The organism is Microbulbifer regidiadema (SeqCode) (assembly GCF_052467605.1).
Genome location: NZ_CP174316.1, coordinates 621059 through 646967 on the forward strand (window position 1 = coordinate 621059; position 25909 = coordinate 646967).

Genomic DNA, 25909 nt, shown 5'->3' on the forward strand with positions numbered 1-25909 from the left:
GAGGGGCTTATGATTAAAATAGGTGTTGTTTACCATTCGGTATCTGGTTGCAGTAAAGCTTTAGCGGAAGCGATTGTTGAGGGAATTCACTCGCGGGATGGCTGCGAGGGCGTCGCCCTTGAGATTCGGGGAGAAAAAATCCATCAGGGGCGCTTTGATGATCAGGCGCTGTTGCGCCAGTTGGATCAGTGCGAAGCTATCGCACTGGGATCTCCCACCTTTATGGGAACTGTTTCGGCTCAGTTCAAAGCCTTTATGGATGCGGCCAGTGAGCGCTATGGGGATCGCAGCTGGCTGGATAAGCTGGCTACCGGGTTTACTGTGGGCAGTCATTTTAGTGGCGATCAACTCGCTACTATCAGGACTTTACAGGTCTTTGCCGCCCAAATGGGGATGCTGTGGGTGCCGCTGGATATTCTGCCGAGCCAAGATCCGCAGGGCCGAAATCGGGGCGGTTGTCAGTCGGGGTTGGTGGCGGTTGCCGAGGGGGCCGGTGAAATCCACGAGCTGGACCGTTTGACAGGCGTACAGCTGGGGCGCCGTATGGGGGCTTTGGCACAGCGCTTTTCAGGTTCTGGAGTAGAACTGCCGGGCTAATAGGGGAGTCGCTGCCAGTAATAACGGGCTGCTGAGAAACCCTGCGGGGGGTGTGAGAGGGGGCTTGAAAAAGTTGTTATCGCAGGGTTTGAAGTGTTGATATCGCCAAGTTGAAATTCTTTTGTAGGTAGGGGGCAGTCCAGCATTGCCCCGGCCGCGACATAAAACGCCCAGCGACAATGGTAGCCAATTGCCGGGGGTTGTTTGGGGCTACTGTGGGAAAGAGGGGGCTGAGGCTCAATTCACTCTGGCAATCCCAACCCTGTGCCCAGCGGGGCCGGTTAAGATACCGGCAAGTAGCTGGCGGCGCTGTTATTGACGCGGGCATGTTTCCATCGGGGTTAAAAGGATGCCTTTGAGGGGCGAGCGCAGGGCCTTTCAGGCGGCTGCAGTGAGTTTCAAGTCCACCATTACCGAGTCAATTTCAATAATAAAAAGAATACACTTATAAAGTCGTTATCAAATGGTTTTTTTCTATCAATAGCAACATCTCGCGAATCGTAATCAGTAGGGGGGAGGGGTTGCCGGCGCTGATAAGCGCGGCTTGGCGTATAGGGGAGGGGACAGGAAGAGGTGAAGTAAAGGCCTGCCCACAATTGTCGGCAGGCCGGGCCCGAAAAGGGTTAAATCAATGTCCGCACCATTTTCACGTGGGGAATTCCCGCCTCGTAAAAAACCTCGCCTTCAACTTCAAATCCGGCTCTCAGGTAGAAGCCTTGAGCCTGCTGCTGTGCGTGCAAATAGAGATGCTGGTGGTTCTGCTGGCGGGCGTGCTCGCAAATAGCGTGCAGTAACTTTGCCCCAACGCCCAGACCCCGTGAGGATTTTTGGACGGCCATACGCCCGATCTTTCCCTCTTTAGTCAGGCGCCCGGTAGCCACTGGGAGCGCTTCACTGTAGGCGAGAAAGTGCTGGGATGTCTCTTCTTGATCATCCCACTCCAGATCTGCGGGGACCTGCTGTTCCTGTACAAAGACCGCTTCGCGTATTGAGCGAATAGCCTTTCGGTCAGTGTTCCAGTCGGCCGGGCGTATGGCTATGGACATATTAGAAATCCTCTGGGGGGTAGATCAGGGTACCCTGGGCAACCAGTTGATCGAGGAGGCCGCTGTCTTCGGCAATTTCCGGGAAGGCTTCGATATCATCCCAGGATATTTCATGGGATTCAGCAAACTGCTCGGCAAATGCCAGGGGGCAGGGGAAGGCTTCACCATCCACAAATAAGGTGGCGGGTTCGCGGCAAAAGGCCGCTCTGGAGGCGGGGTTCAATACCAGCTGCACGCCCTGGGGCATCTGCTCACGCCAGTCTGCGGCATCGTCGGCATCCAGGGCGACAGTATCCGGGTATTTCGCTTCTGTCATAACCGCGCCAAACCACTGGGCAATTTTTTCCGGCTGCTGTAGCCATTCGCCGAGCTGTTGTTGCAGGCGGGCGACAGAGGCGGGATCAATTTCTGCCGGGTTCTCGGCCACTTTGGCGCCGGCATCGGTGTAGCGCTGGCTGTCCGGCAAATCCATGGCGACTTCGGCGGCGAGGTCTTCGAGGATCGCTGCGGCGGAGGGGGCGCGGAAGCCGATGGAAATCGTGGTGCAGCCGCCCTCGGCAATACCCCAGTGACTGTACTGGGGCGGCAGGTAAAGCATATCGCCGGGTTCTAATACCCAGCTGTTTTCCGCTTCAAACTCTCTCAGGATATTGAGTGGGGTGCCCTCCAGGCGAGGGTCGTTTTCATCCACTTTGGGGCCTTGTTGCCACAGGCGTTTGCCTTCGGCCTGAAGGAGAAATACGTCGTAGTGATCGTAGTGGGGGCCGACGCTGCCCTTGTCGGCGGCATAGCTGATCATTACGTCGTCCAGGCGCCAGTCGGGGATAAAGCGGAAGAAATCTTTCAGTTCGGCGATTTCTGACATCCACTGATCGACAGCCTGTACCAGTAGTGTCCAGTGGGTTTTGGGCAGGGAGAGAAAATCCTCTTCAGTGAATGGGCCCGTGCGCAGCTCCCAGGGACCGCTTTCACCATTTTCCAATACCAGGCGAGACTCGACCGCCTCTTCCAGGGCCATGCCCGCGAGTTCTTCACCGGAAATAGGCGACTCAAAATCGGCGAAGGCGTTGCGTATCAGCAGGGGTTTCTGCTGCCAATAGTCACGCATAAAAACTTCGATGGGCATGTCGCCAAGGTGGGTAAGGGGGCTGGCCACGGTAACTCTCACTGTCAGATGGGCTGGAATTTGTTCGCTTGAGGATATTTCGCTACTCGAAATCATCCGCTGTATTTTTGTCTCTGCAAATTGGGCTCAGCCACACTGGGTGCCGCTGAGCCCTGGGCTCGGTTAAATTTTGCGAGCCTGCGCTACGGCATTACCGATATAGGATGCCGGGGTCATTTCCAGCAGATCGCTCTTGGCTTCTGCGGGAATTTCCAGGTTCTCGATAAACACTTTCAGGGTATCGCGGGTGATGCCCTGGCCACGGGTAAGGGCCTTCAGTTTTTCGTAAGGCTCTTCAATGTTGTAGCGGCGCATAACCGTTTGGATCGGCTCCGCCAATACTTCCCATGAATTGTCCAGGTCTTCCGCCAGGCGTTCGCGGTTGATTTCCAGTTTGCCCAGGCCTTTCATGGTGGCGGCATAGGCAATGGCGGAGTAACCCGCACCCACCCCCATATTGCGCAGCACAGTGGAGTCTGTCAGATCGCGCTGCCAGCGGGATACCGGCAGTTTGGCGGCCAGGTGCTGGAATACGGCGTTGGCGAGGCCCAGGTTGCCCTCGGAGTTTTCGAAGTCAATGGGGTTCACTTTGTGCGGCATGGTGGAGGAGCCCACTTCACCGGCAACCACTTTCTGCTTGAAGTAACCGAGAGAAATATAACCCCACACATCGCGATCGAAATCGATCAGGATGGTGTTGAAGCGGGCAGCGGCATCGAACAGTTCGGCAATGTAGTCGTGGGGTTCGATCTGGGTGGTGTAGGGGTTCCAGGTAAGGTCCAGTGAAGAGATAAACTCTTCGGCGTTTTGCTCCCAGTCAATATTGGGGTAGGCAGACAGGTGGGCGTTGTAGTTGCCCACTGCGCCATTAATTTTACCCAGCAGTGGTACCGCTTTGATCTGAGCAACCTGGCGGCGCAGGCGCGCTACAACATTGGCCAGCTCTTTACCGACAGTAGAGGGGCTGGCTGTCTGGCCGTGGGTGCGGGACAGCATGGGGACATCGGCGAACTCCTGAGCCAGGTCTGCGATGGCTTTAATCAGGGCTTCCATCGCCGGCAGCATAACGCTGTCGCGGCCGGCGCGCAGCATCAGGGCGTGGGACAGGTTGTTGATGTCCTCAGAGGTGCAGGCAAAGTGTACGAATTCGCTCACTTTCGCCAGCTGAGCGTTGCTGCTGATTTTTTCTTTGAGGAAGTATTCAACCGCTTTGACGTCGTGGTTGGTGGTGCGCTCGATTTCCTTGATGCGCTCGGCATCTTCGAGGGAGAAATCAGCCACAATGCTGTCGAGCAATTGGTTGGCCGCTCCATCAAACTGCTCAACTTCGGCGATCTTTGTATGGGCGGAAAGTTTTTGCAGCCAGCGTACTTCCACTTCAACGCGGGCGCGGATCAGGCCGTATTCACTGAAAATTTCACGCAGGGGGGCAGTCTTGCTCTCGTAGCGACCATCAATAGGGGATACCGCTGTGAGTGCGGAAAGCTCAACTGTCATAGTAAATCTCCGGGATTAGTGTTCTATAGATTCGATATGTGCGATCAGTTCGTCGGTCGCACGCAAAAGTTTTTTACGCTGGAACAGCAGGTGCAGGCGGCGCCCACCCAGCTGTCGCCACAGGGTTGCCGAGCGAACACCGGCAAACAACATGGAGCGAATTTGATTGGCTATGCGTTGCTGCTGTAGGTAGTTGAAATCGCCCAGTACCTGAATGCGAAAACGGAAGGTGCCGAGAGTATCGCTGTAGATGCTGGCGAGATTGGAAAATACATTCTCGTGAGTCAGCTCGAAGTGCTCAGCTTGTGCCTTGGCCTTATCCAGGCGGTTGCCAATAATAGACAGCAGGTCATTATTTTTACTGAGCTGTCGCTGCAAGTAGATCACCGAGAGGGCGTAGCGCAGACCGTCGGTATATTCCGGGTGTTGCCGGGTTTTCAGAATTTGTTGCGATACCTTTAAGCCGGGCAGCAGTTTGTCTGCACCGGCGAAAATCTCTTCAGTGCGATCGGGGTTGAGCTGGAAGAGGCTGTACACCCCGGTTTCCAGCTGTGCCTGCGGTGCAGAGCCCGTTTTGGCCAGGCGCTCCACCAGTGTTGCGGATTGGAATATTCCTGCCAGTGCCAGTGCCTGATCCCGCCAGTTATTCAAAATTACTCCTTAATCTTTCTTGTATTTTTCCGGTACTGCGGTGCCAACTCCGGTGGCTCTCTCGATTACCGCACCACCGAGACAGGTCTCCCCATCGTACAGCACCAGGGATTGCCCTGGCGTGATTGCACGCTGTGGTTCATCAAAATTCACTACCAGATCGCCGTTGTCTCGCAGGTGCACGGTGCAATCCTGGTCCGGCTGGCGATAGCGGGTCTTGGCCTGGCAGCGGAAAGTTTTGCCCGGTGCTGCGCCGTTGATCCAGTGGGTCTGGCTCGCCTCCAGTCCCGTGGCATAAAGCAGGTGGTGGTGGGCTCCCTGAGCCACAATCAGCACATTGCGTTCCAGATCTTTTCCGACCACATACCAGGGTTGGTCGCCGGCACCTTTGACCCCGCCAATACCGAGTCCCTGGCGCTGGCCGATGGTGTGGTACATCAGGCCCGCGTGGCGCCCCATAACTTCACCCTCGGGCGTTTCCATATTGCCGGGCTGGGCGGGCAGGTATTGCTCAAGGAAATCCTTAAAGCGGCGCTCGCCGATAAAGCAGATGCCGGTGCTGTCTTTCTTGTTGTGGGTGATAAAGCCGTTTTCTTCGGCGATGCGGCGAACCTCGGGTTTTTCCAGCTCGCCAAGGGGAAACAGGGAGCGGGCAAATTCAGCTTCTCCCACCGCGTGCAGGAAGTAGCTCTGGTCTTTGTTGCCGTCGAGCCCCTTCAATAGGTAGGCGCGGCCGTCGATATCGCGGCGGCGGGTATAGTGTCCGGTGGCGATCGCATCGGCACCCAGTACTTCGGCGTACTCAAGGAAGACCTTAAATTTGATTTCCCGGTTACACAGGATGTCCGGGTTGGGAGTGCGCCCGGCTTTATACTCGGCCAGGAAGTACTCGAAGACGTGGTCCCAGTACTCTGCGGCAAAGTTGGCGGTGTGCAACTTGATGCCCAGCTTCTCGCAAACTGCCTGGGCATCGGCCAGGTCCGCCTTGGCGGTGCAGTATTCCGTGCCGTCGTCCTCATCCCAGTTTTTCATAAACAGGCCTTCTACCTGATAGCCCTGCTGGATCAGTAGGTGTGCGGCCACAGAGGAATCTACACCGCCGGACATGCCGACGATAACGCGCTTTGGCTGTTTGTTGTGGGTGGAATCAGGCATAAGAGGGACAGTCACTACTTCACTGGTATGAAAGGGGGGCGAATTTTACCTGTGATCGCCCCTTTTGACCAAGACCGCTTTGATCTTCCGTTATAGATTATCGCTTTCGGCGCGGCCGATTGCGATTGTGTGGCGGCTTTGTGCGGGGTTTGGGGGGGCTGAAAACCTCTTCTGTGCGGTATTCGCCGGGCTTCAGGGCGTCGAGCTTCCAGTTGCCAATGGATACCCGGATCAATCGCAGGGTGGGGAAGCCCACAGCGGCGGTCATCCGCCTGACCTGGCGATTCCGCCCCTCGGAAATGGTCAACTCCAGCCAGCTGGTTGGAATCGACTTGCGCTCGCGAATGGGGGGCGTGCGGGGCCAAGGCTCCATATCCGGCAGACGCTTTGCTTTGGCGGGGGCGGTGCGGCCATCTTTCAGATCGACACCCTGCCTGAGCATATACAGGGCATCCATACTGACTTCACCTTCCACTTGAGCCCAGTATGTCTTGGGCATTTTGCGCTTGGGGTGGCTAATTTGATGTTGTAGCGCTCCGTCATCGGTCAGTAGTAGTAAACCTTCAGAATCGTAGTCCAGACGGCCCGCCGCATAGAAACCTTTGTGCGGAATATAGTTGGCGAGAGTGGCTCGATCCTGGTCGTCGGTGAATTGGCTTAACACGCCAAAAGGTTTGTTGAGGAGAATAATCTTGGCCATAACAAAAATTGAGTATTGTAATCCAACTACAAAAATTAGCCGAGGCTGCTATAATCCGGCCGTTTTTTATCCCCGCCCCAAGGTCCCGGGGGAGCGGTGCAAGCAACGCTGGACCTAAAAAGTCATAGAATTTTGGGAGTTTACGCAATATGGGTCATATCCAAGTGCCGGCAGACGGCGAAAAAGTTACAGTCAATTCCGACGGTTCGCTGAATGTTCCGAATCGCCCGGTTATTCCTTTCATCGAGGGTGATGGCATCGGTGTGGATATCACCCCGGTAATGCGCAAGGTGATCGACGCGTCTGTAGAAAAAGCTTTCGGCGGCGAAAAGAAAATCGAGTGGATGGAAATCTACTGTGGTGAGAAAGCGGCAGAGACTTACGCTGGCGACTGGTTCCCGGCTGAAACTCTGGAAGCGATCAAAGACTACGTTGTCAGCATCAAAGGTCCTCTGACCACTCCAGTTGGTGGCGGCTTCCGCTCCCTGAACGTTGCTCTGCGTCAGGAGTTGGATCTGTACGTATGTCAGCGTCCGGTTCGCTGGTTCAGCGGTGTACCTTCTCCGGTTAAAGAGCCGAACAAGGTAGACATGGTTATCTTCCGTGAGAACTCCGAAGATATCTACGCGGGTATCGAGTGGAAAGCTGACACCGACGAAGCTAAGAAAGTTATCAAGTTCCTGCAAGACGAGATGGGTGTTAAGAAAATCCGTTTCTCTGAGAACTGTGGTATCGGCGTTAAGCCGGTTTCTTCTGAAGGCACCAAGCGTCTCGTGCGCAAGGCTATCCAGTACGCTGTGGACCAGGATCGCGATTCCGTAACCCTGGTACACAAAGGCAACATCATGAAGTTCACCGAAGGTGCCTTCGCCGATTGGGGTTACGAGCTGGCGCGCGACGAGTTTGGCGCTCAGCCGCTGGACGGCGGTCCCTGGCACAGCTTCAAGAACCCGAAGACTGGCAAAGAAATCGTTGTTAAGGACGTAATTGCTGACGCTATGCTGCAGCAGATCCTGCTGCGTCCGGCTGAGTACGACGTAATTGCTACCCTGAACCTGAACGGTGACTACCTGTCTGACGCACTGGCTGCGCAGGTGGGCGGTATCGGTATCGCGCCGGGTGCAAACCTGTCTGACGACGTTGCTCTGTTCGAAGCGACTCACGGTACTGCGCCTAAGTACGCTGGTCAGGACAAAGTTAACCCGGGCTCCCTGATCCTCTCCGCTGAGATGATGCTGCGTCACCTGGGCTGGAACGAAGCCGCTGACCTGGTAATCAAGGGTATGGAAGGTGCTATCGAAGCCAAAACCGTAACCTACGATTTCGAGCGTCTGATGGACGGTGCTGAGCTGAAGTCCTGTTCTGCGTTTGGTGACGAAGTTATCAAGCACATGGCATAAGCCGCACCCGTGAGGCCGGGCCGGCTCTGAGTTGGCCCGAGTCCCATAAAAAAAGCCCTTCACGTTAGTGACGGGCTTTTTTATTGCCTGTGGGTTGAGGCGCTTTAGCCGACGGCTTCGGCCTCCTTCTCCCTGGGCTTCTCTGCGTGTATTACGTCTGCTTCATTTTTGTGCGAAGTGGTTTCGGAGGTGAGTGCAGAAATGTTGGCGGCGTGATAGCCCTTGTCTCCTCGAATAATATCGAAAGTGACCTGTTGGCCCGCCTTCAGGGTTCGGTAGCCTTCCATCTGAATAGCGGAATAGTGCGCGAACAGATCCTCCCCTCCCTCATCTGCAAGAATAAACCCGTATCCCTTAGCGTTGTTGAACCACTTTACAGTACCGGTAGGCATAACGATTCCCTCTAATTGCCTGAGTGGCCCCTGGCCACCTTACAGAGTTTTTATATTTATTTGACCTGCTGGTTAGCCGGCTGCGATCCTATCTGCGACTAACGTTTGATGTAGCGATCACTACCTCTTGTAGTCAACGGCTAGTGGAATGTCAAGGGAGTCGCCGGTTAATTGGGTGAATCGTTCAGGCGGTCTCGCTGATTGGCTCGTGAAGGGTCTTGATGGGGGTGGCCGCTACGTGTAATTCTTGCTGGCCGCAGTGGCTATTTTGGCGATAAGTTGCGTCTGGCGTCAGTCCCTCACTAGGTCGCTAGTGGTATTGCGGGGTTAATTGGGGCTTGGGTTTTCCCTTGATCGCTGTTTCAAGTGTCAAATAAGGTTACAATGTGACGTCATTGAGGGTTGCATTGGGTGCAATTTTCAGGCTCGATAGAATTCACTGATATTTGTTATGAGTACTTCGCAAATCATTAAACTAAGCTCCAGTGACTCCGATGGGGGCAATCCTTACTCCGATGATTTTGATGGTGGGTTGGCTCTTGAAGAGGCGCCGCCTCAACTGAAGCGGCCACCTATGTATAAAGTCATCATGCTCAATGATGATTACACCCCCATGGATTTTGTTGTTGAGACTTTGGAGTTATTTTTTTCAGTAAACCGGGAGCGCGCCACACAGTTGATGTTGCAGGTTCACACACGGGGAAAAGCGGTGTGCGGTGTCTATACTCGGGATATAGCGGAGACAAAGGCCGCACAGGTCAATCAGTTCGCGCAAGAGAATGAGCACCCCCTGTTATGTGAAATTGAAGCGGACGAAAGCAAAGAGGATTGATTCTGACAAAAGCTGCATTGAACAAAGGGTCCCGTCACCTGAAGGGAATCAGCCAGGGTATAAACGCCGGCGAAGGGTGCGCGCCTACCAGTGGAGTCGGCGGGAAATATTGGCGATTAGGGTTTGAGGTTTAGATGCTCAGCAAGGACTTAGAGGTAACGCTTAATCTGGCGTTCAAGGGTGCTCGCGCGAAACGGCATGAATTCATGACCGTCGAGCACCTATTGCTGGCGCTCTTGGATAATGAATCCGCAGCAGATGTATTACATGCGTGCGGGGCGGATTTAAGTGCATTGCGCCGTGAATTGCTGGAGTTTGTAGACTCCACAACACCGTTGATCCCGGAGGCCGATACAGATCGCGAAACCCAGCCGACACTGGGCTTTCAGAGGGTCCTGCAAAGGGCTGTTTTTCACGTCCAGTCATCGGGTAAAAAGGAAGTCACCGGAGCTAATGTTCTGGTTGCCATTTTCTGTGAGCAGGAGAGCCAGGCTGTTTATTATCTGAAGCAGCAGAGTGTTGCGCGGATAGATGTGGTCAATTACATCACCCATGGAATTTCCCGTGTCGGCTCCAGTAGCAATAACCACCATCACAGTTCCGACGCGGCCCCCGAACAGGTCGATGAGGAAATTGGTGGGGGGGCTGAACCGGGTGGTTCCGACCCGCTGGAGAGCTATGCCACCAATCTTAACCAGGAGGCAATTCTCGGCCGTATTGATCCACTCGTGGGGCGTGCGCCCGAGGTAGAGCGCGTCACACAGGTGCTCGCCCGCCGCCGCAAGAATAACCCGCTGTTGGTGGGGGAGTCCGGCGTCGGTAAAACGGCGATTGCAGAGGGTCTGGCTCGCCGCATTGTCGATGAGGATATTCCCGAGCCCCTTAAAGAGAGCACAATTTACTCGCTGGATCTCGGCTCCCTGTTGGCGGGAACCAAGTACCGGGGCGATTTTGAGAAGCGCTTTAAGGCGCTGTTGGCGGAGCTTAAGAAGCGCGAGCACGCGGTGCTGTTTATCGATGAGATTCATACCATCATCGGTGCCGGCGCCGCTTCTGGCGGAGTGATGGATGCCTCCAACCTGCTCAAACCGCTGCTCTCCAGCGGCCAGTTGCGCTGTATCGGCTCCACTACCTTCACTGAGTATCGCGGCATCTTTGAAAAGGACCGCGCGCTGTCGCGCCGCTTCCAGAAGATCGATGTCAGCGAGCCCTCGGTCGAGGAGACCGTGCAGATTTTGCAGGGGCTCAGAAGCTGCTTTGAGGATCACCACAAGGTTCGCTTTACCGACGGGGCTCTGGATGCCGCTGCGCAACTCTCCAGTCGCCATATCACCGAGCGCTTCCTGCCGGACAAGGCCATCGATGTGATCGATGAGGCCGGAGCCTATCAATCTCTGCTGCCCGCCGAGGAGCGCAAAGAGGTTATCGGGGTTTGTGAGATTGAGATGGTGATCGCCAAAATGGCGAGGATACCGGCCAAGAGTGTCTCTGCCTCCGATAAGGAGCAGTTATCACGCCTCGACGACAACCTGAAAATGGTGGTGTTTGGGCAGGATAGTGCCATCGATGCGCTGGGTACGGCGATCAAGTTAAGCCGCGCCGGGTTGGGGTCTGAAGAGAAGCCCATCGGCTCCTTCCTGTTTTCGGGGCCCACCGGTGTCGGCAAGACAGAACTCTGTCGTCAGCTGGCAAAAGTGATGGGTATCGAGCTGATTCGCTTCGATATGTCTGAATATATGGAGCGCCACACGGTTTCCCGCTTGATCGGCGCGCCGCCGGGATATGTCGGCTTTGATCAGGGCGGCCTGTTGACCGATGCGGTGACCAAGCACCCCCATAGTGTTGTACTGCTCGATGAAATTGAGAAGGCGCACCCCGAAGTATTCAACCTGTTATTACAGGTAATGGATCACGGCACTCTGACCGATAACAACGGCCGCAAAGCGGACTTCCGCAATGTCATTTTGATTATGACGACCAATGCCGGGGCGGAGGTGATGAGCCGTCGCTCTATCGGTTTCTCCCATCAAGATCACTCCAGCGATGGTATGGAGGAGATCAAGAAGATGTTTACCCCGGAGTTCCGCAACCGCCTCGACAATATTATCCAGTTCCGCTCCCTGCCTCTGGAGGTGGTGAAGACGGTGGTAGATAAGTTTATCGTTGAGTTGCAGGCGCAGCTGGATGACTCCAAGGTGACACTGATCGTCGATGATGAGGCCCGCGAATGGCTGGCGGTGCGGGGTTATGACGAGAAGATGGGCGCGAGGCCGATGTCCCGCTTGATTCGCGACAAGCTGCGCAAACCCCTGGCGGAAGCCGTGCTGTTTGGCGAGCTGGCGGAAGAGGGCGGGCGTGTGTGCGTCACCATTGAGAACGATGAGCTGGCGATTAAGACAGCGGTGCCGGCCTGAGGTTAAGGTGAGTTAGCTTCAGGTAAGCAACAAAAAAGCCACCGCAAGGTGGCTTTTTTGTTTTTGGCCAAGCAGCCTCACGGCTTTGGCCTCTGAGCAGATTAGCGCGCGCGGTACGTAATGCGGCCCTTGCTCAGGTCGTATGGAGTCAGCTCCACCTTCACCTTGTCACCGGTGAGAATGCGGATGTAGTTCTTGCGCATCTTTCCAGAGATGTGCGCAATTACCACGTGTCCGTTTTCCAGCTTTACGCGGAAAGTAGTGTTCGGCAGGGTGTCGATCACCTCGCCTTCCATTTCAATATAATCGTCTTTTGCCATGCGGCAGCAACCTTACAATAACGTGATCAGACCTTTACCCCGGAGGCTCTTTGGCCTAGCCGCGGCTTGACGGGCGAGCATTTTGCACGAAAAGGCAAGATAGAGCAAAGGGCGTGTGGGTTAAACTAGAGCGATTTAAGGCTCCAGCGGTTTTCTTTTAGCATTTCAATAGGGCGAAACTGGCTTTTATAGGCCATTTTATGGCACTGCTCGATCCAGTAGCCCAGGTAAAGATTGGATAGACCCAGGCGTCTGGCCCACTCAATCTGGTAGAGGATACAGTAGCTGCCCAGGCTCCGCTTGTCCTCCTCGGGATCGAAAAAAGTATAGATGGCTGACAGCCCTGCAGTCAGGATATCAGTCACCGCAACGGCAATCAGCTTGCCCCGCGCCCTCAGCTCGATATAGCGCGTGGCGCCCCAGGCCTGGCCGAGAAAGCTGCGATACTGCTCGCGGCTGGGCGGGTACATCTCCCCGTCGGCGTGGCGCTGCTCGATATAGCGGGCGTAGAGTTCGTAGTGTTCATCTGTATCGATGGACTCGACATGAAAGATGTCCAGATCCTTGTTGCGCTTCCAACAGCGGCGCTGGTTGCGGTCGGGGACAAACAGGCTTACCGGTACACGAGCCGGCACACAGGCGTGGCAGGTCGCGCACTGCGGGCGATAGAGGTAGGCGCCGCTGCGCCGGAAGCCCAGCTCGGAGAGACGGTTGTAGAGCCGTTGATCCACATCGGTTTGCGGATCGACAAATACCGTCGTCGCCTCCTGGTCCGGCAGGTAGCCGCAGGGGTGGGGCAGGGTGGCCAGTAGGCGCACCGAATCCAGCTGAGAATATTTACCCATAAGTCCACGAAAGCTTCCAGGGCTGCGGGAAAGGCGGCTGTTTAACGCCGTCCGCCAGCAGCTGTTCGAAATCCTGACGACATATTTCCACTGCGCCGAGGCTGCTGAGGTGAGGATTGCTCACCTGGCAGTCAATCAGTGGGCAGCCCCACAATTCTAATTGCCGAACGAGGTGGGCAAAAGCGACTTTTGAAGCATCTGTCTCCCGGTGGAACATCGACTCTCCAAAAAATACCCGCCCCAAAGCAATACCATAGAGTCCACCTACCAGCTGGCCATCCCGCCAAACCTCCACAGAGTGGGCGAGCCCTTGATGGTGCATATCGATATAGGCATCGCACATCTCATCGGTGATCCAGGTGCCGGTTTCATTCGCCCGGGGCTCTCGGCAGGCCTCGATGACGTCGGCGAAGGCGTGGTCAAAGGTGACTGAAAAGGTGCCCCGACGCAATACCTTGCGCAGCGTGCGGCCTATACGAAATTTCTCGGGGATGACCACGCAGCGGGGGGAGGGGCTCCACCACAGGATGGGCTGGTCCTCTGAATACCAGGGAAATATGCCCCGCTGATAGGCTTCACTCAGCCACTCGGGGGTCAGGTCGCCACCGGCGGCCAGCAAGCCGTTGGGGTCGTCCAGTGCATGCTCGGTAGGGGGAAAGCCGACAACGCTGTGGTCGAGCCACATCAGGCGGCCTTGGGTGTTCCCTGCCACGATCTGACTCCTGTCGCTAGGGGGGAGGGCCGGGCAGAAAGATTTCTGCCCGGAGGTTCAAATTACTTCTCGGCGTCGAGGAAGCGCTCGGCGTCCAGAGCGGCCATACAGCCGGTGCCCGCAGAAGTTACCGCCTGGCGGTAGATGTGGTCGGATACGTCACCTGCAGCAAATACACCGGGAACAGAAGTCTGGGTGGCATTGCCATTCAGGCCGCTCTCCACAATGAGGTAACCCCCATTCATCTCGAGCTGGCCTTCAAAGATACCGGTATTCGGTTTGTGGCCGATAGCAATAAACACACCGGAAACGTCCAATTCCTGGGTGGTGTCATCCTGGGTGTTGCGCAGGCGCAGTCCAGTAACACCGCTATCATCCCCCAAAACCTCGTCCAGGGTGTTGTGCCAGCAGACTTTGATATTGCCGTTTTCCACTTTATCCATCAGACGATCCTGAAGGATTTTCTCTGCGCGCAACTCGTCGCGGCGGTGGATCAGGGTTACTTCACTGGCGATATTGGAGAGGTACAGGGCCTCTTCAACTGCCGTGTTGCCACCACCGATAACAGCGACTTTCTGATCGCGGTAGAAGAAACCGTCACAGGTTGCACAGGCGCTGACGCCGCGACCCTGGAACGCCTCTTCGGAGGGCAGGCCCAGGTACTGAGCGGAAGCGCCAGTAGCGATAATCAGGGAGTCGCAGGTGTAGGTTTCATTGCCTTTCAGGGTGAAAGGGCGCTGCTTCAGATCGACAGATTCGATGTGGTCGAAGATGATTTCAGTTTCGAAGCGCTCTGCGTGCTGCTGCATTTGCACCATCAGGTCCGGACCTTGAAGTTCCGGAATGCCGCCCGGCCAGTTCTCTACTTCAGTGGTGGTGGTCAGCTGGCCACCCTGCTGCATACCAGTGATAACAACCGGGTTCAGGTTTGCGCGGGCAGCGTAGATCGCCGCAGTATAACCGGCGGGGCCTGAGCCGAGGATGATCAGTCGATGATGGTTATTGCTCATGAAGTACTCTTTAAAAAAACAGCCAATTTGTGAAGTTTACCCAATAGACTGGGAGCCTGTATGCCCGTCCACTTTTTGATCGGGCGAGACTATTAAATTGGGCGATATAATAGGCGATATTTACAATCCGGCGAAATAGTTTGCTTTAATTTGTTCGATTGAGCGCGCCTATCCAGCCCGATCCAAGTGGCACCAGAGCTTGCTTCAAGCTTTGGATTAACTTTGGATATAGATTGTAAGATATTGAAAAATATAGAAAAGTTCCGATATTAAGCTAGGAGTTGTCGGCCTCTCTCGGTAGGAGGTGGGCGGAGAGGTAGGCGGATTCGCGCTATCCCGCTGAATCATTGGATACTGTCGCAATCAAAATAACCCTGCGCACAGTTCGCCACAGTGGTTGTGAGGGGGCGGTCCAGGCGATTGTCGGCGGCGTGTGCGGGAAAGGTGGAGGGCAATATACTTCGGCGATAATGCCAAATTGCATCTACCACACGTACAAATCGATCAATTTAGAAGAGAATACCGGCTGGGGGCGCTCCCCGTTTTTCAGCGCTATCACCAAATCACAAAAACCGTTAGATACTGGGGCCCGGAAGGCGCAATCTGAAAGCGTAAATTGTAAAATGGTTTGATGGAGTGATTTTCTTCTGTAGGTAGTACAGAAGTTTGTCGAAAGGTTTGGAAATTTTGCTTTCCGCTAAACCCTGTCGAATCTATGTGGATATAAAAAGTACAGAATTATTGAGGTAAGCCATTGAAGGCCGAAAGTGCAACTGAAAAAAGCCCTGCGGAGAGTAATGCATTGCCAGACTCACTGATCGCCCGACTCGTTCGCGAAGGGGCCCTGATCAGTTTGCTGGCCGGTGCTCTGCTGCTCGCCATCAGCCTGTTAAGTTTTAGTGCAGAAGACCCGGGCTGGTCGCAGACGGGGAGTTCCCGGCAAGTGCACAACGCCATCGGTCCGGCCGGAGCTTGGCTGGCGGATGTGTGCCTGTCTCTGTTGGGGTGGATGGCCTACCTGTTCCCCTTGCTGATTGGTTTGCGGGCCTACCATATTCTGCGCGATCGCAATGCGCGCTTCCACCTGCCCCTATTTGCCTTGAGGGTTTTTGGCCTGCTGCTGGTGCTGATCACTGGAGCGGCTATGGCGACTCTGTGTTTTGATCCCGCCGATCCCCCTCTGCCGTTTACCAATGGGGGCATTATTGGCAATGCCCTGTCTTCTGCGCTGGGATCAAGCCTCGGTTACGTTGGCGCCACCATTCTGCTGCTGGCCATATTTGCTATTGGTGTTACGGTATTTACCGGCTTGTCGTGGCTCAAGCTGGCGGAAACGATTGGTAAAAATGTCCTCGGCCTGTTTGCCCTGCTGGGCAGTCTCTACCAGCGCTGGCGCCAAAAACGCAACGAGCAAAGAGTTGCGCGGGAGGCGATCGTCGTGCGCAAGGCCGCTGTCGAGGAGGAGAAGCAGCGCGTGGCCAAGCGAATCCCCCCGAAGATCGAACCGGTTGCGCCCAAACCCAAGCAGAGCCCCAGGGCGGCAAAAGAAAAAAAGCAGCAGGAGCTTTTCAAAAATACGCCCGTTACCGGCACCCTGCCGCCGCTGGGTCTTCTCGATCCCGCAGATCAAAACAAGAAGGCCGGCTTTTCCAGGGAGTCCCTCGAAGCGCTGTCCCGTTTGTTAGAGCTTAAGCTGAAGGACTTTGGCGTTGTTGCCGAAGTGGTCTCTGTACTCCCCGGGCCGGTGGTAACGCGCTTTGAAATTCAGCCGGCGCCCGGCGTTAAAGTGAGCAAGATTTCCAACCTGGCAAAAGACCTGGCCCGCTCACTGGCGGTGATCAGTGTGCGCGTGGTCGAGGTAATTCCGGGCAAGTCGGTGGTGGGTATTGAGATTCCCAACGAAAACCGACAGATGGTGCGCCTCAGTGAAGTGTTGTCAGCGGATGTCTACGACAATGCCAAGTCGCCACTGACACTGGCACTGGGCCACGATATTTCCGGCCAGCCGGTAGTCGCCGACCTGGCCAAGATGCCCCACTTGTTGGTAGCGGGTACCACGGGCTCGGGTAAATCCGTCGGTATCAACGTGATGTTGTTGAGCCTGCTGTATAAATCCTCACCCGATGAAGTCCGCCTGATTCTGGTAGACCCGAAAATGTTGGAGCTCTCGGTGTACGAGGGCATTCCGCATTTGCTGACCCCGGTCATCACCGATATGAACGATGCGGCCAACGGTTTGCGCTGGTGTGTTGGTGAGATGGAACGCCGCTATAAATTGATGGCGGCAATGGGGGTGCGAAACCTGGCGGGCTTTAACCGCAAAGTGAGAGAGGCGGAAGAGGCCGGTGAACCGCTGATTGATCCTATCTGGCAGCCAGACCCCGCCTCCAGCGTACCGGAAGATGAACAAACCGCACCAGCGCTGAAAGCGCTACCGGCCATCGTTGTGGTTATCGATGAGTTTGCTGACATGATGATGATTGTCGGTAAAAAGGTCGAGCAGCTGATTGCGCGAATTGCCCAGAAGGCCCGTGCTGCCGGTATCCATCTGTTGCTGGCAACTCAGCGCCCATCGGTGGATGTTATTACCGGCTTGATTAAAGCCAACGTACCCACTCGCATGGCGTTCCAGGTATCCTCCAAAGTGGATTCCCGCACAATTCTTGATCAGGGCGGTGCGGAACAGTTGTTGGGCCACGGTGACATGCTCTACCTGCCGCCGGGAAGTGGTGTGCCGGTGCGTGTCCACGGCGCTTTTGTCGATGATCACGAAGTGCATAAAGTTGTCGCCGACTGGGGGCGTCGCGGTGAGCCCGAGTATATCGACGGTATTGTCGATGACAGCAACAACAGCATCCCGGTACCGGGATTGCAGTCTGAAGGCGGTGAGGACGAAGACCCCGAAGCCGATGCGCTCTACGATGAAGCGGTCGCCTTCGTTACCAAGTCGCGCAAGGCATCAATTTCTTCTGTGCAGCGCCAGTTGCGGATTGGTTACAATCGCGCGGCTCGAATTATTGACGCCATGGAGGCGGCCGGGGTGGTCTCTCCAGCGGGCCACAACGGCAATCGAGAGGTGCTGGCGCCGCCGCCAGCCTGATAGAAGGTTAGCCCTCGGGGGCTGCTGGCGGGTTAAGCCACGGTTCACTTAGGCGGGGCTAATCTTTAAAAAATTAATATGTTGAGACCCTACTATGAAAAGAATTCTGCACGGTCTGCTGCTTTCAATCAGTGTTACCGCCAGCGCAGCCTGGGCTGATGCCACCGATGATCTGAGCGGTTTGCTCAAGCCGCTGGAGGCGCTTTCGGGCAATTTTAGCCAGACGCTGATCGATGAGCGCGGTGAAGTGACGCAAAAGAGCAATGGGAACTTTTCGGTGCAGCGCCCGGGTAAATTGCGCTGGAAAACCGGCGAGCCTTACCCCCAACTGCTGGTGACAAACAATAAGACCCTCTGGCTGTACGACCCGGACCTGGAGCAGGTGACAATCCGCCCGGTAGATGCCCGCATTAAAGATACTCCGGCGCTGTTACTGGGGGGCAAAGTCGAGGAGATCCGAGGCTCTTTTAATGTGAGTCTCAAAGACGGGGTTTATCATTTGACCCCCAAGAATCCATCGGCCCCATTTAAGGCCATGGAAATTCGCTTTGCCCAAAATGGCTTGCCGTCAGCGATGACTGTGCGCGATGGTATGGGCCAGACCACTGAAATCCAGTTCAGTGGTATTGAGGCGAACCCAAAACTCGCTGCCTCTATATTTGATTTTGAGCCCCCAGCCGGTACTGACATTATTAAAGATGAGTGATCTGTTCGATACCCCCAGAACCCACCAACCCCTCGCGGCCCGTATGCGGCCAACATCCCTGGCTCACTATGTGGGCCAGTCGCATTTATTGGGGCAGGGCAAACCTCTGCGCGAGGCGGTAGAGCGCGGCCAGCTGCACTCCATGATTTTGTGGGGGCCTCCCGGCGTCGGTAAAACCACCTTTGCGCGACTGCTGGCGGAGGAGTGCGATGCCCGCTTTGCCACGCTGTCTGCGGTACTCGCCGGGGTGAAAGATATTCGCCAGGCGGTGGCCGAAGCGGAGCAGCACCGCATACAATCGGGCCGCCACACCATTTTATTTGTCGATGAAGTGCATCGATTTAATAAAGGTCAACAGGATGCCTTTCTTCCCTATGTGGAAGAGGGCACCGTAACCTTTGTCGGCGCCACGACGGAGAACCCGTCTTTTGAACTGAACAATGCGCTTTTGTCCCGGTGCCGGGTCTATCTCTTGCGTAGTATTCCCGAAGCTGAGTTATTGGGGTTACTGCGCCACGCCCTGCAAACCGATCCGCAGTTGCGAGAGCGGAGCGTTAAGATTCCCGAGGAAGTGCTGGGTAAGATTGCCCGGGCTGCCGATGGGGATGCGCGCAGCGCCTTAAACTTGTTAGAGGTGGCCTGCGACTTGGCCAAAGAGGAGGGCGGGCGCCTGATCGTCGATGAGGACGTGCTCGCCGAGGTGCTCAGTGCCGATGTGCGCCGCTTTGATAAAGGCGGTGACTATTTCTACGATCAAATTTCAGCCATGCACAAATCCGTGCGGGGCTCGGACCCGGATGCGGCGCTCTACTGGTTTGTACGGATGTTGGACGGGGGCTGCGACCCACTGTATATCGCCCGTCGTGTGGTGCGTATGGCCAGTGAAGATATTGGCAATGCGGACCCAAGAGCGTTGCAGCTGTCACTCAATGCCTGGGACGTGCAGGAGCGCCTCGGCAGCCCCGAGGGTGAATTGGCTATCGCCCAGGCCATTACCTACCTGGCGGTAGCGGCAAAGAGCAATGCGGTGTACTCCGCTTACAATCGCGCGGTGGCGGATGTCCGGCGCGAACCCAGCTACGAAGTGCCGGTGCACTTGCGCAATGCACCCACCAAGCTGGCAAAAAGCCTGTCCCACGGTGCGGAGTATCGCTACGCCCACGACGAGCCCGATGCTTTTGCGGCAGGGGAGAATTACTTTCCCGAAGAGATTGCCGAGCGCGAGTACTACCAGCCGGTTTCCCGAGGGTTGGAGTTAAAGATTTCAGAAAAACTGCAAATGTTGCGCCGCTTAAATCGCGAGAGTGACAAGCAGCGTTACCGAGAGCCAAGATAGAAGGAAACGGGTCAATGCAGTGGCTGGCAGTCGCCTTGGGTGGCGCACTTGGGGCGGTTCTTCGCCACCTGGTGAGTATTTGGAGTTACCCGGTATTCGAGGGCCGCTTTCCTCTGGGAACGCTAATCGTCAATATTGCGGGTTCTTTTTTGATCGGCATCGTGTATGTGCTGATCGCCCAGCGGGCCATGTTGGGGGAGGAGTGGCGCCTATTATTAATGACGGGGATGCTTGGCGCGCTGACAACCTTCTCCACTTTCTCCCTCGAAAGCCTGATACTGTGGCACAATGGCCAACCGTTGGTAGCCCTTGGCTATATTGTCGGCAGCCTTGTAAGTTGTCTGTTGGCTACCACTGCTGCTGTCGCTCTGGCGACGCGGTATTTTTAATTTAACTTCTTTGTTGTAGGAGCCTGATAACAGGCGAACTGGAAACGATGCTCGATCCCAAACTGATTCGCACGGATATGGACCTGGTGGCCACCGCCCTGAAAAAGCGCGGTGTAGAACTGGATACTGCTAAACTTGAAGCCCTTGAAGAGCGCCGCAAAGAATTGCAGGTGCGCACCGAGAGTTTGCAAAACGAGCGCAATAGCAAGTCGAAAAATATCGGCCGTGCCAAGGCAAATGGTGAAGATATTGCTCCGCTTTTGAAAGAGGTGGAGTCCCTCGGTGGTGAATTGCAAGATGCCAAGCATGCACTGACTGAATTGCAGGAAGAGTTGGATGCAATTTTGTCCGCAATCCCCAATTTGCCGGACGCCTCGGTACCCGAAGGCGAGAGTGAAGACGATAACGTAGAAATTCGCCGCTGGGGTCAGCCGCGCACTTTTGATTTTGAAGTTAAAGACCATGTCGATCTGGGTACACAGCTCAATGGCCTCGATTTTGAGATGGCGGTGAAGCTCACCGGCTCTCGCTTTGCGGTTATGAGTGGTGATATTGCACGCCTGCATCGCGCCCTGGCACAGTTTATGCTGGATACGCATACTGAAGAGCATGGCTACCAGGAAACCAATGTACCGGTGGTAGTGAACGGTGACTCCCTGTACGGCACTTCCCAGCTGCCCAAATTTGGGGAAGACCTGTTCAAGCTGAAAGATGATCGCGGTTTCTACCTGATCCCGACTGCGGAAGTCCCCCTCACCAATATGTATCGCGATCATATTGTTGAAGATGGTGCGAGTCTGCCGCATAAGTTGGTTGCCCACACTACCTGCTTCCGCTCTGAAGCCGGCTCTCACGGCCGCGATACCCGCGGCATGATTCGCCAGCACCAGTTTGAAAAGGTGGAATTGGTTTGGGTGGCGCGCCCGGATCAGTCGGAAGAGGCCCTGGAAACCCTCACGCAAAATGCCGAGACCATTTTGCAGAAGCTGAATCTGCCATACCGCACAGTGATTCTCTGCGGTGGCGATATCGGTTTCTCCGCGCGCAAGACCTACGATATTGAAGTTTGGATTCCGTCCCAGGATAAGTACCGCGAGATATCCTCTTGCTCCCTGGTAGGTGACTTCCAGGCGCGCCGAATGAAGGCGCGCTGGCGCAACCCGGAAACCAACAAGCCCGAATTGGTGCACACACTGAACGGCTCCGGCCTTGCCGTGGGTCGTACCCTTATCGCAGTTCTGGAAAATTACCAGCGTGAGGACGGCAGTATTGAAGTGCCGGAAGTATTGCGGCCCTATATGCGAGGCCAGGAAGTGATCTCAGCTTCCTGAGCGTAGCACTCCAAAAGGGCGAGCGTAGAGTTCGCCCTTTTTTGTTTGTAGTAATGAGTTTCACTTTGCCCGCTATTTGATGGAATAAGAAGTTGCGTTATTTACCCCTCGCATTTGATGTCAAAGATTATCCCTGTTTAATTGTTGGCGGTGGCTCCATCGCCACGCGTAAAGCCCGCTTACTGCGCAAAGCTGGGGCACGCTTATTGGTGGTATCCCCACAAATCACCGATGAGCTTCAGCAAATGGTGGCGGATTCTGCTGGAGAGTGGTTTCAAGCGGCCTATTCGAGCGAGCATTTGCAGAAAGTGGGGCTGGTGGTAGCCGCATCCGATAGTGAATCGGTTAATGCGCAGGTTTCAGCCGACGCCCAGGCCCAGCGCCTTCCGGTCAATGCGGTGGATGCCCCGGAGTTGTGCACCTTTACTTTCCCGGCCATTGTGGAGCGCGGCGATCTGTCTATTGGAATTAGCAGCGGTGGCGCGGCGCCAGTATTGGCCCGCAGAATTCGCGCTCAGCTCGAAGCGCTATTATCACCGGGCCTGGGTCCATTGGTGGCTTTGGCGGCGCGGATGCGCGACCGGGTGAAAGCGGCACTGCCTGAATCTCGCCGCAAAAACTTTTGGGAGTGGGTATTTGCCGGTCCCGTTGCCAACCGAATGGAAGCGGGGCAGTCGGCAGATGCCGAGCGGGCATTTGTGGATGCGCTTCGAGATTGGCAGGGGAGCCCCAAGCCGATAGGTGAAGTCTACCTGGTGGGCGGAGGCCCCGGAGATCCGGACCTGCTCACTTTTCGCGCGCTGCGCTTGATGCAGCAGGCCGATGTGGTGCTCTACGATCGCCTGGTCTCAGCGGAAGTGATGGAGTTGGTGCGCCGGGATGCGGAGCGGATTTATGTGGGCAAGCGCAAGGCTTTTCATGCGGTGCCTCAGGAGGATATCAACCAGCTCTTGGTGGATTTGGCCAGCCAAGGCAAAAAAGTATTGCGCCTTAAAGGGGGTGATCCCTTTATTTTTGGCCGCGGTGGCGAGGAAATAGATAAGCTGTCAGAGGCGGGTATTCCGTTCCAGGTAGTGCCGGGAATTACCGCCGCTTCCGGTTGTGCCAGCTATGCGGGTATTCCGCTGACCCACCGGGATCACGCGCAGTCTGTGCGTTTTATTACCGGGCACCTGAAAGAGGGCGGTCTGGACCTTCCCTGGCAGGAGCTTGCGGGTCCGGCACAGACCCTGGTGTTCTATATGGGGCTCACGGGCTTGCCAACGATTTGTGCCGAACTGATCAAGCACGGACTCGATGCGAGTACGCCGGCGGCCTTGGTTGAAAAGGGTACGACGCGAGATCAGCGAGTGGTTGTCGGTGATTTGAGCAGTTTGCCGGCACTTGCGGAAAATAGTGAGGTTCGCGCACCAACACTCACAATTATCGGCGGGGTAGTGAGCCTGCATGAAAAACTTCAGTGGTACCAGCCGACCCGGGAGAGTTAGCACCGGCACCTGCGCCGATTGGGAGTACCTATACTCAGGAGGTACTCCCAGGGGGTGTTCAAAATGCTATTTGCATTTATTCGCTTCTATTGCAGCAAGGCCGTGGGATTTTTCCTCCCGCCAGTGTGTGAAATCGTTATTCCTTCAGCGCAAGATAGCCACACTCGGCGCTACACCTATGCTTACCAGCAAAAGAAAGGTTGGGTAAAAAAATTTTGGCTGGTATCGATAACGCTAATGCTGTGTTTTCCTATACTGCCTTTTGTTCTAACTCTCGCCATCTTTACTACATTTTTATCTTTTGCCATTCTCGATGAGAGTGTCTGATCTCAATAGCCCGTTGAGCCTAATTCAGTGTGAGTCGGTAGCGGGCCTCGCGCTCGACAAATGGTGAAGCATTTCCCTCAACCCAATCCCGGTGGCCATTGCCGAAAAAGGGTGACAGTGGATGGGCACTTTGGCCTGTGGCCATATGGAAAATACCACTGGAATCCCGCCCTGGAGATACGACTAAACGCTGGGAGGCGCCGTGAGTCGGGGTCTGGAAGCGGGGCATATGGGTATCCCCGGCGAGAGGGTCGGCCGGCATGGCCAGAAACCAGTTGAGCAGCGGGATTGCCCTGCCCAGTGGATGCTGAATCTTGGCCCTGTTTTCGACTCCCCAAGACTGCCGCTTGAGGGGCAGGTTATCGGAGCTCATTTTCTCCAGCACTTGATCCAGGGCGGCGAGCTTTATTGCGTTCCAGGATTCAAAGTCTGGATTGAGAAGTTGCGGGGGCTCCTGCTGAACCATTTCCCACAGTGGGTATTCAAATTGGTGCTTGAGTTGGCCAAAAGAAAAATTGGGCTGGTAGCGGCGCATATACGTCAAAATTGGCGCTGTTGTCAGCTCCATCAACTTGAGGCGATAGTTGCGAACAATGCGATAGCCCACCGAGTCGATACTGGCTCGCGCCCCCCAGTTTTGAATTTGTTCATATATCTCGCGGTAGTCCTCCCGCTTCTCAAGCAGGGCGAGCAGGTGCTGTTGCCAGCGTTCGAGGAATAGGGCCCGATCATCGAGTTGGATATTCAGCAGATCGCGCTCATGGAATTGCTCCCGGGCGAAAAGCTGATCGCGAATCTGTTGCTGGCGGGCGCCCAGTGCATAACCGTGGTTGCCCATCAGTTCCAGGTAGTTTCCATCGACAATGCGGGCATTGGCACTCCAAATTCGGCCGGACTTTGGGTTGTACAGGTGGGGTTGCTGCTGTGAAGGCAAATAGCCATCCCAGTAGGCGCCGCCATCTGCCCAGCTGACCGATCGACTGCCATCAAAGCCCACTCGCTTGGGGATAGCGCCGGCGACAGACCAGCCAATATTGCCCGCGCTGTCGCCTACCACCAGGTTCTGGTGGGGAATGCCTATTGAGGCGGCAAGATTCAGCGCTTCTGCGGCACTGCGGGCCTCCTCCATATTGAGCAGGTTCATATTGGCGCCGGAGATATCGTGTGCAACCCAGCGAAACGCGAGGGGGACTCCGTGGTGGTTTGTGCCGATCACGGGCCCCCAGATAGTGGTGCGCACTTCGATGATTTTTGCATCGCGGTCTTTAATTGCAATAGATTCTGTCTCGCGGCCAAAACGTCTCCAGCCCTCGGGTGTTTTATATTGATCTCCGTCCTCGCTGAGTTCCAGCGGGATCAGATCGCTCCAGTCGCCACCGGTGTTGGTGAATCCCCAGGCAACCAGGCCGTTACTACCCGCAACTGTAATTGGGCCACCGGGCAGTGTGACACCGCGAACAAATCGGTCGCTGCCGGGAATACTCCAGCCGGCCCGAAACCAGATATTGGGAACATTGAGACCGAGGTGCATATCGTTGGCAAGAATCGCAGCGCCGTGTGCGGTCAAGTTGCCGCCGACGACCCAATTGTTACTGCCATAAATTTTGTCATCACTTTCCATCGACTGGTAGACGATAGAATCCCGATCCCCCAAGAGGGTAGAAATTGGGGTTTCGGGAATGCTGACTTTTTTGCGTGCCTTGCCAAATAATGGTGCATCCCATGGCCCGCCTTTGGGAAAATAGAACGCGTATAGATCCGCTGGAAGTAATTCGGCTAAAGCGGTATCGCGCAACTCAAAACTACCCCGTTCACTTTGCAGTGTCAGGTACATGCTGTAGATAGTTAACAGGCTGTCAGCAGAATTCCAGGGGCGGGGCTCCTGGCCGAGTAAGGCGTACTCCCAGGGCTTTGCCGAGAGGTGATTGAGACCGAAATTAACGCCGTTGACATAGTGCTCTAGTAGCATTTTCTGTGGCGCAGGCATTGCGGAAATATTGCGCGCCGCTCGCTGGCGGAATTGATGTTGGCGCACTTTTTGGTCGTGCTTTACTGTTGCATGTCCCAGTAATTCTGATAACTCTCCTGCGGAGCTTCTCCGCAACAAATCCATTTGGAAAAAACGCTCCTGTGCATGTAAAAAACCCAGGGCGAAGGCCGAACTATTTCGGTTTTCCGAATGAATTAATGGAACTCCCTGTATATCCCGTTCAATAGTAACTGAATTTTTTAATTCTCCCGTGGCGATGGTGCCGTCGAGAGCCGGCAAACTTTGCCGCAGCCAGATCCAGAAGCCCATTAAAAATAAAATAATCAGAGCTAAAACACTGATAGCAAGGACCGGTAGATACCGCTTGGAAAATAGAAATTTTGCCATTGTGATTGCCGCTAAATCTCTGGATTAATGTCGATAATACTTTGCCGTGCAGTTTGAGTTTCACCGACAAAGTTACCGTGGGGGAGCAGAGGGTAACTTTTGGTGACAACACTCCAGCCT

At 55.3% G+C, this 25909-nt stretch carries 23 protein-coding genes; 11 read left to right on the forward strand and 12 right to left on the reverse strand.

All coding sequences use genetic code 11. The annotated features are described in order from the left end of the window. The first annotated feature begins 9 nt into the window (after window positions 1–9). Window positions 10–597, forward strand: a complete 588-nt coding sequence (locus ACJJIF_RS03585; RefSeq protein ID WP_444930877.1) for a flavodoxin family protein — start codon at window positions 10–12, stop codon at window positions 595–597. 623 nt (window positions 598–1220) lie between these two features. On the opposite strand, the gene ACJJIF_RS03590 is transcribed toward ACJJIF_RS03585, so the two are convergent. The 6 genes from ACJJIF_RS03590 to ACJJIF_RS03615 form a co-directional block, all read right to left on the reverse strand. Continuing rightward, window positions 1221–1643, reverse strand: coding sequence for a GNAT family N-acetyltransferase (locus ACJJIF_RS03590; RefSeq protein WP_444930878.1), 423 nt, complete (start codon window positions 1641–1643; stop codon window positions 1221–1223). 1 nt (window position 1644) lies between these two features. Then, a complete protein-coding gene (locus tag ACJJIF_RS03595; protein ID WP_444930879.1) occupies window positions 1645–2799 on the reverse strand; it encodes a JmjC domain-containing protein in 1155 nt (384 codons plus the stop codon). 132 nt (window positions 2800–2931) lie between these two features. Next, window positions 2932–4305 carry an adenylosuccinate lyase gene (gene purB / locus ACJJIF_RS03600; protein ID WP_444930880.1) on the reverse strand — a complete coding sequence of 458 codons (1374 nt, stop codon included), beginning with the start codon at window positions 4303–4305 and terminating at the stop codon, window positions 2932–2934. Between the two features lie 15 nt (window positions 4306–4320). Continuing rightward, window positions 4321–4959 (reverse strand): high frequency lysogenization protein HflD, encoded by a 639-nt coding sequence (hflD, locus tag ACJJIF_RS03605; RefSeq protein WP_444932312.1) that lies wholly within the window; start codon window positions 4957–4959, stop codon window positions 4321–4323. A gap of 6 nt (window positions 4960–4965) precedes the next feature. Then, a complete protein-coding gene (gene mnmA, locus ACJJIF_RS03610; RefSeq protein ID WP_444930881.1) occupies window positions 4966–6111 on the reverse strand; it encodes a tRNA 2-thiouridine(34) synthase MnmA in 1146 nt (381 codons plus the stop codon). A gap of 97 nt (window positions 6112–6208) precedes the next feature. Continuing rightward, complete coding sequence (locus tag ACJJIF_RS03615) at window positions 6209–6811, reverse strand: pseudouridine synthase (RefSeq protein WP_444930882.1); 603 nt, start codon at window positions 6809–6811, stop codon at window positions 6209–6211. A 149-nt stretch (window positions 6812–6960) separates the two neighbouring features. Here ACJJIF_RS03615 and icd point away from each other — a divergent pair, with 149 nt between their 5' ends. Next, on the forward strand, window positions 6961–8211 hold the full coding sequence (icd, locus tag ACJJIF_RS03620) for an NADP-dependent isocitrate dehydrogenase (protein ID WP_444930883.1): 1251 nt from the start codon (window positions 6961–6963) through the stop codon (window positions 8209–8211). A 104-nt stretch (window positions 8212–8315) separates the two neighbouring features. On the opposite strand, the gene cspD is transcribed toward icd, so the two are convergent. After that, window positions 8316–8603, reverse strand: coding sequence for a cold shock domain-containing protein CspD (gene cspD, locus ACJJIF_RS03625; RefSeq protein ID WP_444930884.1), 288 nt, complete (start codon window positions 8601–8603; stop codon window positions 8316–8318). 451 nt (window positions 8604–9054) lie between these two features. On the opposite strand from cspD, the gene clpS reads away from it, so the two are divergent. Together clpS and clpA are read left to right on the forward strand one after the other, a co-directional pair. Next, window positions 9055–9435 carry an ATP-dependent Clp protease adapter ClpS gene (gene clpS / locus ACJJIF_RS03630; protein ID WP_444930885.1) on the forward strand — a complete coding sequence of 127 codons (381 nt, stop codon included), beginning with the start codon at window positions 9055–9057 and terminating at the stop codon, window positions 9433–9435. A gap of 134 nt (window positions 9436–9569) precedes the next feature. Then, window positions 9570–11849, forward strand: a complete 2280-nt coding sequence (gene clpA, locus ACJJIF_RS03635; protein ID WP_444930886.1) for an ATP-dependent Clp protease ATP-binding subunit ClpA — start codon at window positions 9570–9572, stop codon at window positions 11847–11849. Between the two features lie 101 nt (window positions 11850–11950). On the opposite strand, the gene infA is transcribed toward clpA, so the two are convergent. The 4 genes from infA to trxB all read right to left on the reverse strand — a co-directional run bounded on the left by infA (window position 11951) and on the right by trxB (window position 14736). After that, on the reverse strand, window positions 11951–12169 hold the full coding sequence (infA, locus tag ACJJIF_RS03640; RefSeq protein WP_010130378.1) for a translation initiation factor IF-1: 219 nt from the start codon (window positions 12167–12169) through the stop codon (window positions 11951–11953). 125 nt (window positions 12170–12294) lie between these two features. Beyond that, entirely contained in the window at window positions 12295–13014 is a 720-nt protein-coding gene (locus tag ACJJIF_RS03645) for an arginyltransferase (RefSeq protein ID WP_444930887.1), read from the reverse strand. After that, on the reverse strand, window positions 13007–13699 hold the full coding sequence (gene aat, locus ACJJIF_RS03650; RefSeq protein WP_444932313.1) for a leucyl/phenylalanyl-tRNA--protein transferase: 693 nt from the start codon (window positions 13697–13699) through the stop codon (window positions 13007–13009). Before aat ends, ACJJIF_RS03645 begins: the two co-directional genes overlap by 8 nt. A gap of 89 nt (window positions 13700–13788) precedes the next feature. Further along, window positions 13789–14736: a thioredoxin-disulfide reductase gene (trxB, locus tag ACJJIF_RS03655; protein ID WP_444930888.1), complete on the reverse strand. Its 948-nt coding sequence runs from the start codon at window positions 14734–14736 to the stop codon at window positions 13789–13791. Between the two features lie 754 nt (window positions 14737–15490). Here trxB and ACJJIF_RS03660 point away from each other — a divergent pair. From ACJJIF_RS03660 to ACJJIF_RS03690, 7 genes are all read left to right on the forward strand, one after another. Further along, window positions 15491–17836 carry a DNA translocase FtsK gene (locus ACJJIF_RS03660; protein WP_444930889.1) on the forward strand — a complete coding sequence of 782 codons (2346 nt, stop codon included), beginning with the start codon at window positions 15491–15493 and terminating at the stop codon, window positions 17834–17836. Window positions 17837–17930: 94 nt separating this feature from the next. Continuing rightward, on the forward strand, window positions 17931–18542 hold the full coding sequence (lolA, locus tag ACJJIF_RS03665) for an outer membrane lipoprotein periplasmic chaperone LolA (RefSeq protein WP_444930890.1): 612 nt from the start codon (window positions 17931–17933) through the stop codon (window positions 18540–18542). Then, a complete protein-coding gene (locus ACJJIF_RS03670; protein WP_444930891.1) occupies window positions 18535–19878 on the forward strand; it encodes a replication-associated recombination protein A in 1344 nt (447 codons plus the stop codon). The genes lolA and ACJJIF_RS03670 overlap by 8 nt, the downstream gene beginning before the upstream one ends. A 14-nt stretch (window positions 19879–19892) precedes the next feature. Beyond that, window positions 19893–20267, forward strand: coding sequence for a fluoride efflux transporter CrcB (gene crcB / locus ACJJIF_RS03675; RefSeq protein ID WP_444930892.1), 375 nt, complete (start codon window positions 19893–19895; stop codon window positions 20265–20267). Window positions 20268–20314: 47 nt separating this feature from the next. Continuing rightward, window positions 20315–21598 (forward strand): serine--tRNA ligase, encoded by a 1284-nt coding sequence (gene serS, locus ACJJIF_RS03680; protein ID WP_444930893.1) that lies wholly within the window; start codon window positions 20315–20317, stop codon window positions 21596–21598. A gap of 92 nt (window positions 21599–21690) precedes the next feature. Continuing rightward, a complete protein-coding gene (gene cysG, locus ACJJIF_RS03685; protein ID WP_444930894.1) occupies window positions 21691–23085 on the forward strand; it encodes a siroheme synthase CysG in 1395 nt (464 codons plus the stop codon). 63 nt (window positions 23086–23148) lie between these two features. Next, window positions 23149–23412 carry a hypothetical protein gene (locus ACJJIF_RS03690; RefSeq protein ID WP_444930895.1) on the forward strand — a complete coding sequence of 88 codons (264 nt, stop codon included), beginning with the start codon at window positions 23149–23151 and terminating at the stop codon, window positions 23410–23412. 19 nt (window positions 23413–23431) lie between these two features. On the opposite strand, the gene ACJJIF_RS03695 is transcribed toward ACJJIF_RS03690, so the two are convergent. Continuing rightward, window positions 23432–25789 (reverse strand): penicillin acylase family protein, encoded by a 2358-nt coding sequence (locus tag ACJJIF_RS03695; RefSeq protein WP_444930896.1) that lies wholly within the window; start codon window positions 25787–25789, stop codon window positions 23432–23434. Between the last annotated feature and the right edge of the window lie 120 nt (window positions 25790–25909).

Excerpts from the sequence above, each read along its gene's own strand:
- ACJJIF_RS03585 (WP_444930877.1), top strand. The coding sequence starts at position 10 with ATGATTAAAATAGGTGTTGTTTACCATTCGGTATCTGGTTGCAGTAAA.
- ACJJIF_RS03590 (WP_444930878.1), bottom strand. The coding sequence starts at position 1,643 with ATGTCCATAGCCATACGCCCGGCCGACTGGAACACTGACCGAAAGGCT.
- purB (WP_444930880.1), bottom strand. The coding sequence starts at position 4,305 with ATGACAGTTGAGCTTTCCGCACTCACAGCGGTATCCCCTATTGATGGT.
- mnmA (WP_444930881.1), bottom strand. The coding sequence starts at position 6,111 with ATGCCTGATTCCACCCACAACAAACAGCCAAAGCGCGTTATCGTCGGC.
- ACJJIF_RS03615 (WP_444930882.1), bottom strand. The coding sequence starts at position 6,811 with ATGGCCAAGATTATTCTCCTCAACAAACCTTTTGGCGTGTTAAGCCAA.
- icd (WP_444930883.1), top strand. The coding sequence starts at position 6,961 with ATGGGTCATATCCAAGTGCCGGCAGACGGCGAAAAAGTTACAGTCAAT.
- cspD (WP_444930884.1), bottom strand. The coding sequence starts at position 8,603 with ATGCCTACCGGTACTGTAAAGTGGTTCAACAACGCTAAGGGATACGGG.
- clpS (WP_444930885.1), top strand. The coding sequence starts at position 9,055 with ATGAGTACTTCGCAAATCATTAAACTAAGCTCCAGTGACTCCGATGGG.
- clpA (WP_444930886.1), top strand. The coding sequence starts at position 9,570 with ATGCTCAGCAAGGACTTAGAGGTAACGCTTAATCTGGCGTTCAAGGGT.
- infA (WP_010130378.1), bottom strand. The coding sequence starts at position 12,169 with ATGGCAAAAGACGATTATATTGAAATGGAAGGCGAGGTGATCGACACC.
- ACJJIF_RS03645 (WP_444930887.1), bottom strand. The coding sequence starts at position 13,014 with ATGGGTAAATATTCTCAGCTGGATTCGGTGCGCCTACTGGCCACCCTG.
- aat (WP_444932313.1), bottom strand. The coding sequence starts at position 13,699 with ATGTGGCTCGACCACAGCGTTGTCGGCTTTCCCCCTACCGAGCATGCA.
- trxB (WP_444930888.1), bottom strand. The coding sequence starts at position 14,736 with ATGAGCAATAACCATCATCGACTGATCATCCTCGGCTCAGGCCCCGCC.
- lolA (WP_444930890.1), top strand. The coding sequence starts at position 17,931 with ATGAAAAGAATTCTGCACGGTCTGCTGCTTTCAATCAGTGTTACCGCC.
- ACJJIF_RS03670 (WP_444930891.1), top strand. The coding sequence starts at position 18,535 with ATGAGTGATCTGTTCGATACCCCCAGAACCCACCAACCCCTCGCGGCC.
- crcB (WP_444930892.1), top strand. The coding sequence starts at position 19,893 with ATGCAGTGGCTGGCAGTCGCCTTGGGTGGCGCACTTGGGGCGGTTCTT.
- serS (WP_444930893.1), top strand. The coding sequence starts at position 20,315 with ATGCTCGATCCCAAACTGATTCGCACGGATATGGACCTGGTGGCCACC.
- ACJJIF_RS03690 (WP_444930895.1), top strand. The coding sequence starts at position 23,149 with ATGCTATTTGCATTTATTCGCTTCTATTGCAGCAAGGCCGTGGGATTT.
- ACJJIF_RS03695 (WP_444930896.1), bottom strand. The coding sequence starts at position 25,789 with ATGGCAAAATTTCTATTTTCCAAGCGGTATCTACCGGTCCTTGCTATC.